The sequence below is a fragment of the Gammaproteobacteria bacterium genome (assembly GCA_016195665.1).
GTDB lineage: Bacteria > Pseudomonadota > Gammaproteobacteria > SURF-13 > SURF-13 > JACPZD01.
Genome location: JACPZD010000028.1, coordinates 70297 through 83950 on the forward strand (window position 1 = coordinate 70297; position 13654 = coordinate 83950).

At 56.3% G+C, this 13654-nt stretch carries 9 protein-coding genes; 5 read left to right on the forward strand and 4 right to left on the reverse strand.

The genetic code is table 11. From position 1 onward, the window contains the following. Window positions 1-311: 311 nt before the first annotated feature. From prsR to HY028_08160, 3 genes are all read right to left on the reverse strand, one after another. Complete coding sequence (gene prsR, locus HY028_08150; GenBank protein ID MBI3344807.1) at window positions 312-1664, reverse strand: PEP-CTERM-box response regulator transcription factor; 1353 nt, start codon at window positions 1662-1664, stop codon at window positions 312-314. Then, a complete protein-coding gene (gene prsK / locus HY028_08155) occupies window positions 1661-3760 on the reverse strand; it encodes a PEP-CTERM system histidine kinase PrsK (protein MBI3344808.1) in 2100 nt (699 codons plus the stop codon). Before prsK ends, prsR begins: the two co-directional genes overlap by 4 nt. Before the next feature lie 106 nt (window positions 3761-3866). Then, window positions 3867-5264 (reverse strand): TIGR03013 family PEP-CTERM/XrtA system glycosyltransferase, encoded by a 1398-nt coding sequence (locus tag HY028_08160; GenBank protein MBI3344809.1) that lies wholly within the window; start codon window positions 5262-5264, stop codon window positions 3867-3869. A gap of 714 nt (window positions 5265-5978) precedes the next feature. On the opposite strand from HY028_08160, the gene HY028_08165 reads away from it, so the two are divergent. From HY028_08165 to HY028_08185, 5 genes are all read left to right on the forward strand, one after another. Beyond that, window positions 5979-6923, forward strand: coding sequence for a transglycosylase SLT domain-containing protein (locus HY028_08165; GenBank protein MBI3344810.1), 945 nt, complete (start codon window positions 5979-5981; stop codon window positions 6921-6923). Then, complete coding sequence (locus HY028_08170) at window positions 6920-7264, forward strand: hypothetical protein (GenBank protein ID MBI3344811.1); 345 nt, start codon at window positions 6920-6922, stop codon at window positions 7262-7264. The genes HY028_08165 and HY028_08170 overlap by 4 nt, the downstream gene beginning before the upstream one ends. 555 nt (window positions 7265-7819) lie before the next feature. Further along, the gene (locus HY028_08175) at window positions 7820-8578 is read left to right on the forward strand and encodes a PEP-CTERM sorting domain-containing protein (protein MBI3344812.1); all 759 of its coding nucleotides are present in this window, start codon (window positions 7820-7822) and stop codon (window positions 8576-8578) included. A gap of 255 nt (window positions 8579-8833) precedes the next feature. Continuing rightward, entirely contained in the window at window positions 8834-10678 is a 1845-nt protein-coding gene (locus HY028_08180) for a sulfotransferase (GenBank protein ID MBI3344813.1), read from the forward strand. A 50-nt stretch (window positions 10679-10728) separates the two neighbouring features. Then, window positions 10729-12567: a tetratricopeptide repeat protein gene (locus HY028_08185; GenBank protein ID MBI3344814.1), complete on the forward strand. Its 1839-nt coding sequence runs from the start codon at window positions 10729-10731 to the stop codon at window positions 12565-12567. Between the two features lie 40 nt (window positions 12568-12607). Here the strand turns inward: HY028_08185 and tviC are convergent, their stop codons facing one another. After that, a complete protein-coding gene (gene tviC, locus HY028_08190; GenBank protein ID MBI3344815.1) occupies window positions 12608-13654 on the reverse strand; it encodes a Vi polysaccharide biosynthesis UDP-N-acetylglucosaminuronic acid C-4 epimerase TviC in 1047 nt (348 codons plus the stop codon).

The window sequence follows — 13654 nt, forward strand, 5'->3', positions numbered from 1 at the left end:
ACTTAGGGACAAATGATTTCACCGCAGAGGACGCTGAGGATACAAGGAAGTTACTCATAAAGTCAGTAAGTAACTCTACACTTCCCGCTACGTCCCCGCCCCCTGTTCAGGGGGCGGGGACAGGGTGGGGGTAGATAAAACAGTGTATTTCTCAGGAGTCACATCATAAGAGCATTGTAACCTTACTTTGTGACTCCTGAGTAAAACTCAAACCTTGCAATTCAGCGATAGGAATATAAATTCCTCTCAACGATTCTCAATCATTTTTATCTGCGTCCTCCGCGGTAAATCAAGCTTTCTCTAACATAGCGCTATTTGAGTCCATGCCGGTTGAGCAAATCATACAGGGTGGGCCTGCTGACACCCAGCAGCTCAGCGGCCTTGACGATATTCCCGTCCACCCTGCCCAATACCCTGATCACCGCATTGCGCTCGGCCTCATCGCGCACCTGGCGCAGGTTCACCGGCTCCGGCTCCTTCGCCGACGCCTGCAGCCCGAGATCCTCGGCATTGATCTGCGGGCCCTCCGACATAATCACGGCCCGCTTGATGCAGTTTTCCATTTCGCGCACGTTGCCCGGCCAGTTGTAATGCTCTATCACATCCAGCGCCTCCGGCGTAAAACCGGCCAGCGAACGCCCCTGTTGCTTGGCGAATTTGTTGAGGAAGGCGTGCGCCAGCAGTGTAGCGTCTCCATCACGCTCGCGTAGCGGCGGGATGGTGATGACGATCTCGCTCAGCCGGTAATAGAGATCCTCGCGGAACGTGCCGGCCTCCATCAATTCCTTGAGATTCTGGTGCGTGGCGCAGACGATGCGCACATCCACGGGGATCTCTTCGCGCCCGCCGAGCCGTTCCACCACGCGTTCCTGCAAGAAGCGCAACAGCTTCGCCTGCAGGGACATGGGCAGATCGCCCACCTCGTCCAGGAAAAACGTGCCGCCGTTGGCGTACTCGATCTTGCCCAGGGTTTGCTTGGTCGCACCGGTGAACGCACCCCGCTCGTAACCGAACAGCTCGCTCTCCAGCAGATTTTCCGGTATGGCCGCGCAGTTGATCGCCACAAAACGTTTGTTCGCGCGCGGGCTCAACTGGTGCAGCGCGCGCGCCAGCAGCTCCTTGCCGGTGCCGCTTTCACCCAGCAACAATACGGAGGCATCGGACGGCGCCACCCGCTCCACGCTGCGGCAGGCCTTCAGCATGCCCTGGTCCCGGCTGATGATGCCGTACATCGGCGAATCCGTCTGGATAAACTGCAGACGGCGGTTTTCCTGCTGCAGGGCGTGCAGGCGGCAGGCCCGGTCTATCATCAGGCCCAGAATCTGCGGGTCGAACGGCTTCTGATAAAAATCATAGGCGCCCATGCCTATGGCCTTCACGGCGTTGTCTTTGTCCTGATTGCCGGTGATGACGATGACCTTGGTATCCGGCGCCAGCGCGAGTATCTGCTCCAGCGTCGCAAAGCCCTCCGATGAGCCGTCCGGATCCGGGGGCAGGCCGAGATCCATGGTAACCACCGGCGGCTCGTGGTGGCGCACTTGCGCGAGCGCCTCCTCGCGGTCACCGGCGACGAGCACCTCGTAACCGTCGAAACTCCAGCGCATCTGCTTTTGCAGACCGGGGTCGTCCTCCACCACCAGCAGTATGCCTTTGTCCTGGCTCACAGAGCCTCCTTGGAAACATAGCCCGCTATGGCCTGGGCTTCGTGGCGCCGCACGATAACGCGGAAGATCGTACCGATAGCCTCGCAACTGGTGACCTCGATCCGGCCGCCCAATTGGTGGATGTATTCACGGCTTTCGTAGGCGCCGATACCCATGCCCGTCGCCTTGGTGGAGACAAAAGGCTTAAACAGGTTGTCGCGGATAAACTGCTCACTCATACCACACCCGGTGTCGGATATTTCGATTATTGCACAATTATCCTCGGCATTGAGGCGGACGCACACCCGCCCTTCCGATGAAGTGGCCTCGATGGCGTTCTGGATCAGGTGCCCGATCACCCGCTCCAACCGCTCACGATGGGCGAGCACATAAAGTCCGGCGCTTGTAATTTCAAGCGCCGGCGTATGTTTGGCGCCCGATTTTGCCATAATCACACGCCGCAATAGCTCATCGAGCGGCAGCGGGACGGGTTTTTCGTTGCTCTGTCCGCCGGCGCGCAACTGCAGCAACAAGTGCTTCATCTTTTCGACGGAGTGCCCGATCGTGCCGAGCATATCCTGGCGAAATGCCGGGTTATCCTTATGACGTTCTGCATTGGCCAGCAGCAACGACAACTGTGACACCAGATTTTTGAGATCGTGCACCACAAAGGCGGACATGCGGTTGAACGACTCGAACTGGCGCGCCACCAGCAAGGCCTTGGCCGCCTCGACCTGCGCGAGATAGCTCGCCGCCTGGCGTCCCGCCGTCTTGAGCAGATCGCTCACCTCCCAGTTGAAGTGCACCTGCCCGCGCGACCGCGCCAAGACCACAAAACCGATGAGCCGGTCATGCAGCACCAGCGGCGCCACCAGCCACGCCTTGGGAATGGACCGCAGCCAACCGGGCAACTCCAGCGAGGCATAGAGATCGGGCTGGGCGGCATATTCTTCCAAATTGACGACCCACTGGCGGCCTTCCAAAAAGCGGCACAACGGTCCGCCCGGCTGTTCAATGCCGTTCGCAGCGGGCATATTCCAATGCGCCGCGCGCTCGAAGGCCCCCGACTCCTGGGCAAGCCATAACGCCCCGCCCGGACTCTCCACCAACTCGGCAATAGCCTGAATGGAACGTTCATAGAATCTCACCCCGGGCTCGCCCTCGGACAAGGTGCGGGTGAAGCGCAGCCACTCCTCGCGGTAATCGTACTTGTAACTGAAAAAATGCTTACTGAGAAACACCCTGAGCCGCGCGCGCAGGGTGCCGGAAAACAGCAGCATGATGAGCAGCAGCGCGGCGCCGAACAGAAAGGTGACCTGCAGGACCGTACCCCAATTCCCGCCGAAGAAGCGCAGGTAATAGCCGACCGCCGCCATGACCAACAGGTACACGCCCGCGCCGAACAAGGCCGCGGAGTGAAACAGAATGCGGCGCGACACGAAAATCTCCAGCGACCACTTGGGGTTGCGCGCAGCCGATACTGCAACCAGCGGCACAATGAGCGCATTGATGATTCCGCGCGCCTCCCAGATGGCGCCGTCTATCCGCTTAAACAACATGGCGTCGGAGTAAAGATAAAAGTCATAGGCGAACATGCCGCCCAAACCGATGCATACATGCTTTATTCCCCAGCGTTGGTCGGAGCGGGTATTACGGAACAACTGCTCCACCAGCACCATGCCTATCACCGCCAACACCACGCGAGCGGCAATGCCGGTCAGAAAATTGGGCGCTTGATTAACTGCAACGGAAAATACATGCGGATACACCGCCGCGGCTATCAGCAGAATACAGAGCAGTATCACCCCCGCCGCCATAAGCCGCAGCCCGCGTGACGACAAGGCCGCTGCCTGCCTGGAAAAACCCAGGAGAATCACCAGGAAGGCGAGCCATGCGGCGCCGCGCAGGACTTCAAGGAGATCGCCGGGAAGCGAGTACCCGCGGCCCTGGCTCACCTGGTAGGCCACCACCGCGGCCCAGAGAGCGGAAATCAGACAGGCCGCCGTTAACATCGCGCCTTGCAGACGACCGCGCCAACTGGTTAATAACAGCAGGGATAAAAACAGGAACGCCACGGCCGCCGTGGCGTAACTAATCGTTCCGATATCTGCGGTCATACCCAGCACACCTTACAAAGCAATCACCGCGGAGGACACGGAGGAAACAAGCTGCCTTTTGATTGCAATCCTCTGCGCCCTCCGCGGTCGTATTCGATTTTTGAGCCTATCTCGCGCCCTTGCCCCGCAACACCACTCTGATCGTCTCGAGCAGTATCATGATGTCGAGAAACAGAGTATGGTTTTTCACATAGTACAAATCATATTGGAGCTTTTCGACGGCGTCCGCAAGCGAGGCACCATAGGCATAACGCACCTGCGCCCAACCGGTGATGCCCGGTTTGATGCTATGCCGGGCATTGAAGTAGGGGATCTGAGCGGCCAGCTTCTCCACAAAGTAAGGCCTCTCGGGGCGCGGCCCGATAAAACTCATCTCGCCCTTGAAGACATTGATGATTTGCGGCAGTTCGTCAATCCGCAATTTGCGGATAATGCGCCCCACCCTGGTGATTCGATCGTCATCGGCCTTGGCCCAGCGCGGGCTGCCATCTTTTTCCGCATCCTGTCTCATACTGCGGAATTTATAGATCGTAAAGATTTGACCGCTCTGCCCCACACGTTCTTGCCGGTACAACACCGGGCGTCCATCCTCGAGTAGAATCGCGAGCGCGGTGATCAGCATGACGGGCAGGGTAGCCAGAAATAATACCGAGCTCGCTACCAGGTCAAAGACGCGCTTGATCGCATTCCTCAGTACACCTTGACGGAAGCCTTCTCCGAACACCATCCAGCTGGTATTGAGCGAATCGAGTTGTACCTGTCCACATTCCCGCTCAAAAAAGGTGGACAGTTCGGTGATCTTGACGCCGCTCAGCTTGCACTCCAGCAACTCCTGCACCGGCAGACCGCCGCCGCGCCAGTCGCGTACCGCAATGACAATCTCGTTCACGCCGTAATGTTTGGCCACGGAGAGGATGGATCCCTGCGCCGGCAGGACGCGCGAGGAACATACGTCATGCTGGGTCGCCAACAGGGGCAGGTAACCCACGATGTCAATATTTCCGGCGTGAAGATTCGACTGTGCGCCCTTCTCCACGTCAGCCGCCCGGGTACCCGTTCCGAGCACCAAGATACGCGGCTTGAAAGTGCCCAAGTTTGTCCATTTAAAGAGGATGGCGCGCGTTAACAACAGTCCTAAAAAGGCAATCAAAAAGGCAAGACCGAACACCCCCCGGCCTAAATAAAAGGAGGGCACAAGATAAAAGATGAGACCCAGAATTCCCGCGCCGAGCAAGAAGGCGAGCACCAGTTGCAACAGAATGCCTCGCAAGCCTTCCCTAAAATCACCGTGATAAAGCCCCACCGCGCTCATGGCCAGAAGAATGAGTGAGGTGAAGACCAGAGACTTAGGCCAAATCGGCGCCAGCGCATCGCTGAACCCTGCCTGATCCCCGGCAAAGCGCAGTGATCCGCCCAGATACACGGCCGAGACCAGAATTGCCGTCTCCACAAGAAGTAGCAGCAACACCTTAATCGGGATGTAATGGCTGAAGACGCGGATCATTCTAATTACGACCTCTTTTATTCCCTGGCTTTTTTGGAGTGCCGGCCGACTAATCCGTCGAACCTTCAATGAAGGCTTACGACACCTCTGATACTTTCCTGTAGCGCGTAGCGCCGCACTGACTGCAAAATATAACCGCAGAGGTCGCAGAGGAGATGCGTTATTTCAAGACACCCCCAACACCTCTGCGTCCTCAGCGGTGAGTTTTTTATCAGCGCATCCGGTGCAATGCGCTACGCTTATTGCACCCTACATACTGACTGCAAAATATAACCGCAGAGGTCGCAGAGGAGATGCGTTATTTCAAGACACCCCCCAACTATTTCAAGACACCCCCCAACATCTCTGCGCTCAGCGGTGAGTTTTTTATCAGCGCATCTACGTGCCAGCCGCTTACCCTGCTTAAAAGTATCGGCTTCCTACGTGGCAACTTTAATTCGCCACAGGTCTTCTTTGACATGCGCTCGACAGACGGCGTGCCTTTGGCCCTATGGGTGGACCGCAAAGCGGGATGCCTTGAAAGCGGCGCCCTGCTGACAATGGCATCATTTTACCGTTGTTTACCCACACACACCGAGTTTTGTCGGATTTTTTTACAGTCCAACCATTCCGTCCCCGGCTTCTTGCTATAACTAACTGAAAACAATAATAAATAAAATCAAGGTATGAAACTTGCTCAGGGCTATCCAAATGCATCCGTATACCCAGAAGCTTATGAAAACAGCCAAACTCGCTCTTTCCCTGCCTGTGCTGTGGTCGCTCTCCGCGACCGCCGATATAGTCAGCCCCTCTCTCGGCGCGCTGGAAGCCGCGGCCAGCCAGGGGGACCCCGAGGCCCAAACGGCGTTGGCCGTAAGATATGAGCATGCGGAAGGGGTGCCCAGGAATTACTCCAGGGCCATCGAGCTTTACTGCAAGGCCGCCAAGCAGGGCGGCGCCAACGCCCAGTTCAAGCTCGGCTGGATGTACGCCAACGGCCGCGGTGTGTCACGGGACGACGGCCTGGCTCTGGCGCTGTTTGATCTCGCGGCCAAGCAGGGACACAGCTTCGCGCAACAGATGATGGGTAACATGGGTGAGGCGATCCAACCCAAGACGCCGGCCTGCCTTAAACCGGAATCTGTTCCCATCCAGAATTTGGCCCTCGACTCACCGGCGAAGAAAGAGATCGCAAAGCTGGTCTATCAACTGGCCCCGGCTTACTCCGTAGACCTGGCGCTGGCGCTGGCGATCATCGCCGTCGAATCCGGCTTCCGGGTCAACGCGGTCTCGCCCAGGCAAGCCCAGGGCCTGATGCAGCTCATCCCGTCCACCGCACAACGGTTCCGCGTCAAGAACGCCTTTGACGCCGCCGACAACATCAAGGGCGGCCTGGCCTATCTGCAGTGGCTGCTCGCCTATTTTCAGGGTAACATCTTTTACGTCGCGGCCGCTTATAACGCCGGCGAGGGCGCGGTGGACCAGTATCACGGCGTGCCTCCTTATCCCGAGACGCAAAGCTACGTAGGAAAGGTCACCAGGATGTACCCGAAAACCCAACATCCCTATCAGGAGCACATCACCGGCCCGTCGCCGCTGGTGACGAAGCTTGAGGTGGCGCTGGTCGCTCCCGGCATCCTGCCTCCCGCGACACTAGTACGTCCCGGTACGTCGCAATGAACGAGCTATTCGGCTGGATCATCGTAACGGGCCTGGGCCTGGTCATCATCGGCATATTTCTGTTGTCCAGCCAGATTTCCGAGCATATGCGGGTCGCCGCCCAGATGATAGTGAACGGCAACAAACAGATCCTCGATCGCCTTGCCGCATTCACCCACCCCTCACCTCAGGAGCAGCCTACTGCTCAGCCCGGCAGAACCATCGAACGCCGGATTTATCAAAGAAGGGACCCGCTTAAGCAGCTTATGCAGGCTGCGGCGGAAGGCGAGCGCAGACGCTCTCCCGGCCGCCGCCTTGAGGATATGCTCGCGGCTCACGCGGCAGGCTACAGCCCTGATTGATTTGTCGAATAATTTTACACTCACCTATACTTCTCTGAGAGCGCTACCTCACTAAATTTTAAAAAATGTAATAATAACAGTAAGTTAAAAATTGTTTGTACTTTCTGGCACAAAAAATGCTGAGTTAGTAATTGAATGAAGATTTTTATCGTTAATTAGTGTAAGGAGATTAAAACCATGAATAAAAAATACAGCGCCATTGCGGCCGGCGTGATGATGGCCGTGGCGGGTACGGCAGCCGAGGCCTCGCATTTTCGCGGCGCCGCGATGATACCAAGCGTCAACGCCAACGGTCTATTAACCGTAACCACCACTAATTTCTGGCGGCCAACGGGTGTTTCAAGCGCGTTTGCCTCAGTCGGCGGGGGAGCAACTTTTGTAAGTTCGGCTCCATCCGTTATAGACACCAGTGACAGCCGTTTCACCAAGGTCACAAATGTTGACACGTATCAATTAAATAACGCCGGGACCTACGGCATCAGTTGGAGCAGTTGCTGCCGTGTAGCAGGGATTCGCAATTGGGATGGTTTCGGATCGAGCTCAACCAGCTGGACCATGAATTCGACCATCGTGTGGAACGGCGCCACCGCCAACACGCCCATCCTGTTTAACTTCAGCTCGGTGCAGCCCGAGGTGGTGCGCGGCGTGAACTACAACGGTAATCTCGGCGCCGTTGGCGGCGCGGGCATCACCCTAAGCTACGACCAGACTCTGAACGGCATACCGGTGCAACCGCCTGGATTTGCCGTCGACACCAGTACCGGCGCCCTTTCCATACCTGCTGTCAACACTGCGGCCTATATTGATAATAGCGGAGGTAATGCGGGCGCCGACTATGCCTTCAGCGGCAATATCAACGCGAGCGACGGCAGCAAAGTGGAATTCGACTGGCTATTCGACGCGGTGAACACCGCCGGCAATAACGCGCCTACCGTGACCGACGCCATCATCAATGCCTTGGTCGGCGCCACTGTCAACCATACCTTCACCGCGACCGATGACGGTCTGCCGAATCCTCCCAACGCATTGACTTGGAGCGGCCTTGTCGGCTTCTTGGGCGCCGCCCCGGCGATCCTTCCGACGTTTAATCCTCTGACCCAGGTGTTCACCTGGAATACCACCGGTTCCGCCGTGGGTACCTATATTGCTCTGGTTCAGGCCTCGGATGGTTCTCTTACCGATATTGGCCAGTTGACCATTAAGCTGGGGACGCAGCCAGGCCGGGTGCCCGAGCCCGCGACTTTATCGCTGCTCGGCTTGGGGCTCGCCGGCTTGGGGTGGATAGGCCGCAGGAAAAAGCCGGCCAACGGCTGACCGGTTCATCTTTTCAGTTACCTTCAAGAACTCCCCTCTGGGGAGTTCTTTTTTTTAGGAACTCTGAAAAATCCCGCTCTTAGGTAGGTTACACTTTAAAAGAATCTCTGATTTATTCATGTTGAACCGCCAAGACGCCAAGATTTTTCTTTACAATTCAAGCTCTTTTCTTGGCGGCCTTGGCGCCTTGGCGGTTGGCGACATATTTTTCAGAGTTTCCTTAAACTAAATAAGTGACCCTTCCGGAAATCCAGATTGACTTCAGTTGCCCTAAAGATTGGCCGTAACGATCCCTGCCCTTGCGGCAGCGGCAAGAAGTTTAAACATTGTTGTGGCGTCCTGGAACAAAGCAGGAGTCTGAATACAGACGTCGCCTCAATGTTGCGCGAGGCCTTTACCTTGCAGCAACACGGCCAGCCTGCCCAGGCGGCAGGGCTCTATCAACGCATCCTGCAGTCACACCCCCGCCATCCGGAGGCCCACTATCTATTAGGCTTTATTGAATACCAAGCCGGGAACCTGACACACGCCGCTGATCTCATGGGCAAGGCCCTGGAGCTGGGGTTAACCGACGCCGCCGCCCACTACCATCACGCTGTGGTTCTTCTCCAGTTACGCAGAGCCGCCGAGGCCATTGTGCAATTACAACTGGCGCTGGCGAAAAAACCGGACTTTGATGATGCACGGGTCAATCTGGCCAACATCCATTTTGAGTTGGGCGCCTTTGACGAAGCCGAAAGGCTGTACCGCGCAACGCTTGTTCGTCAACCGGAAAACTGGAAGGCCTATCACAATCTGGCGCACGTATTTTATTACTTGGGTAATATTGACGAGGCGATTCGCTATTTTGAGCAGGCCATCCAAATCGTTCCGCAGTACGCCGAGGCCCATGCCAGTCTGGCCACCATGCTGGAAGTCAACAATCAGTTAGTGGAGGCCGAACGAGAGGCCTTGAGGACACTGGAACTGCAACCCGGCAACGCCAGCGCGTCGGTAGTGATCGCCAAGATCCTGCGCCGCGGGGAGAAACCGGGCGAGGCGCTGGCGGCTTTGGATAAGATTGATTTTAACACGGCCACTCAACGCACCCTGATTACCATCTGGAATGAGCGTGGCCAGAATTTAGACCGGGTGGGCCGTTACCGGCAGGCCTTTGAAGCCTTTTCTCAATCCAAACAAGCGCTCGCCGCCTTTCGTGGGTCCGCCTACAATAACAAAGAGAGGGAGCTCCCTCTTGACGAGGCCGAGGCCTATTTCACCCGTGCCAGGACGGCGCAACTCGTCAAGACCCTCCACTACCCCTCTACCCTGCCCCTGCCTGTCTTTGTGGTGGGTTTTCTTCGTTCCGGCACCACCCTTGTGGAGCAGATATTGAGCTCGCATCAAGACATTGCAGCGGCCGGGGAACTGGAATTTACTCTAGAAATTGAGCAAGGACTGGTCGACCGGCAGGGAACTGCCTACCCCCGCTCCCTGGACAGCCTGGTCACAGACGGCGACGGTGCTGCATTGATGGCAAGCCGTGAACAATATTTACGCCAGCTTGCCGCACTTGGAGACTATCCCGGTAAAAAATGGGTGGTGGACAAACTCCCGTTTAATATGCTGCATTTACCACTGATCCGGCTGCTGTTTCCCGAATCGCCCATTATTCATGTGGTACGGCACCCGCTGGACACCGTGTTGTCATGCTTTTTTCAGGCATTCCTGCACGAGCATGAGTGGTCTTACACAGTGCAAGACACTGCAGAGCTTTATGTCCGCGCCGTCAGGCATGTGGAGCGGATGAAGGAGGCGCTGGATCTGCGCTATATGCAAATACGCTATGAAGACCTGGTGGCTGATCCCCAACCCAATATCCGCTCGCTGCTGTCCTTTGTGGATGTAGACTGGGATCCCAACTGCCTCAAGTTTTACGAGAACAAGCGCGTTGCCCGCACCGCAAGCTATGAGCAGGTGACGCGCCCACTCTACTCAAGCTCGGTTAACCGCTACCTTAATTATATTGATATGATTGATGAAGAAACCTTATCATTGCTTGAGCCCGTTATCGTTTCACTCGGCTATGAATTAAAGCGCAGTAAAAATGCTGTACCTTGAAAAAATATATGCCTCGATCAGATCAAGCCGTTTCGAGTAAGGAACCACTTATGCCGGGAATTAGACGAATTGCGCTGGTAGCATGCTTGGGATTGGGCTTGCTCAGCGGTCGGACTTGGGCCGTCCCCTTCACCGTCACACCGGACCAGCCCAATTTAAATTTGGGGCTACTGCAAAATACTTGGCGAGGCTCGCAAGAATTACAAGAAGTCTCCGATCTGCTGAAAAAAGGTGAACGTAAACAGGCCAAGCTCAAACTGGCCAACTTTCTCACACGTTTTCCGCGCGACGCGCGCGGGCCGGAAATGGCGGGCTTGATCTTTCTCGAGGAAAAAAACCTCGGCATGGCCGATCTCTCCTTCCGCAATGCCTTGACACTGAATCCGCAACAGGCCACGGCGCGCTCCAAATTGGGTGTAACACTGTTGATGCAAAACAGCCCCAAAGAGGCGGAAACCGAGCTCAACAAAGCATTGGAAGTCAGGCCGGCCGATTCGGTGGCGCGCCGCTATCTGGGTTGGCTGGAAGAAACGCGCGGCAATCTGCCGGGCGCGCTAACGCATTATGAATACTTGCTGAAGTCGGGTGAGCTGGCGCCCAATACCCTTACCGAGGTTCATGCCACCTTGGGGAAGGTCTACAATCTCTTGCAGCGCTATTCCGCTACGGTAGATCTGCTCACGCCGTTACTCGATCATCCGGAATCAGAAACAGTTAACACCGGGGCGCGGATGGTAGTGGCCGCAGCATATATCGGACTGGGTGACAAGGCCGCGGCGAAGACCCAATTGCAGCTATTGCAAAAGCTCTTGCCTGCGGATCATCCGGAATTGAGGATTATCCAAGCGGGCGTTGCGCGCTTAGAGGGTGATTTCGCCACAGCGCGAACCCGCCTCCAGGCCGTAAAAAAGGACTCGCCGGCATTTGCCGCATCGGCGGGCTATCAGTTGGCGCGCACCTATCAGGATGAGGGCAATTGGCAGCAGGCGGCCAAAGAACTGGCAACGCTCGCTTCCATCGTGGAAAAGAACGACCTCGCTTTCGTGTTGGGTGAACTGATGAATCTCTATTTCGGTCAGCATCACGTTGAGAAGGCAGTACCCATCCTGGCAGAGTATGTCAGTAAGCACCCCGATCTGCCGGCGCTGCAATATCTCTTGGCCGAGGCCAAGGTGGAGGCGCACGATACGGAAGGGGCGATTACCGTACTCCAGCAACTGAAATCCGCACACGCCGACTATGCGCCGGCCTATCACCTGAGCGCGATGATCGCTACCTTGCAGAATAAACCCGCCGACACCGAAAAAGATCTGCGGAAGGCCATTGAATTGGAACCAAAATTCCTCGATGCCTGGGTGGCGCTGGCGGGATTACATCTCGCCCAAAAGGATTATGACAAAGCCAAGATCACCCTCGATCGAGCCTTGCAGGCAATACCCGATCATCCCATGTTGTTATTTCAGCGCGGTGTGACCTATGACATGACAGGAAAACCGGACGAGGCGAATAAGGTTTACCGTTCAATTTTGAATAAATATCCTGACCATGTCCCCGCCCTCAATAAATTGGCTCTGAACCTGGCGGACAACAACAATCTGCAGGAGGCCAAGCAGCTTGCCGAGCGGGCTTACAAATTGGCTGAGCGCGAACCCACAGCGAAGGACAGTTATGGGTGGATTCTGCTGCGCACGGGTGATACAAAGACGGCCCTGCCATTGCTCGAAGAGGCCATTAAAGATATGCCGACGGATGGCGTCGCGAACTACCATCTGGGGGCGGCCTATTTAAAGACCGGCAAAACGGCTCAAGGACGTCAGTTGCTGAGCAAGGCGTTGAGTCTGGGAGTTGCTAAAAACACCGAAGGAGAAATCAACAACCTGCTGAAATAATTTGTGGGCCTGTTATTTATTCCAGAAGGCGGCAACTACCCTACAAAGCGGCCAACGCCGGGCTGAGGTTTTTAACATACCAGTCCATTGCCTGCTGGAGACCTTCTCCAATGCGGTGAGTCGGCGCATAGCCGAGTAATCGCGCGGCTTTGGAGATATCGGCTTGGGAGTGGCGCACGTCGCCCTCGCGAAAGTCTTGATAAATCGGCTGGCGGTTTCGCAAATGTGGAAATGTCTTTAGTAGCAGCCCTCGCTGCATTTCAAATAACTCGTTGAGACTGGTACGTTCGTTGAGCGCAACGTTATACACCTGATTGAGCGCCTCGGGGTTGTCGGTGAGGGCGGCGAGCAGGTTGGCCTGGTTTACGTTTTCGATGTAGCAAAAATCCCGGCTGGTTTCCCCATCCCCGTTGATATATACCGGTTCATCGGTAATCAAGGCGGCGATCCAGCACGGTATCACCGCGGCATAGGCGCCGTTAGGGTCTTGGCGCGGCCCGAAGATATTGAAGTAGCGCAGGCCGATGCAATTGAGCCCGTAACAGCGGGCGAACACCTCGGCGTACAGCTCGTTGACGTACTTGGTGACCGCATACGGCGACAGCGGTTTGCCAATCACCTCTTCCACCTTTGGAAGACCTGGATCGTCACCATACGTGGAGCTGGAGGCAGCGTAGATAAAACGTTTGACGCGTGCATCGCGGGCCGCCACCAGCATGTTGACGAAACCGGTGACGTTGCTTTCGTTGGTGAGCAACGGATCTTCAATCGAGCGCGGCACGGAACCCAACGCCGCCTGATGCAGAACGAAATCCACGCCCGCGCAGGCGCTCCGGCAATCCTCCAAACGTCGAATGTCGCCCTCCCTAAAAGCAAACCTGCTCCATGCCTCCGGCGCAACAAGCTCTCGCACCTGATCGAGATTGCGCTGGTAGCCGGCGGAGAAATTGTCAAGGCCGGTCACCTGCTGATCAAGCTTGAGGAGCGCCTCCACCAGATTGGAGCCGATGAAACCCGCCGCTCCGGTGACCAGCCAGTGATAACGATGCTTACGCAGATGGCGCTGCACATCCTGATATTTTGACAT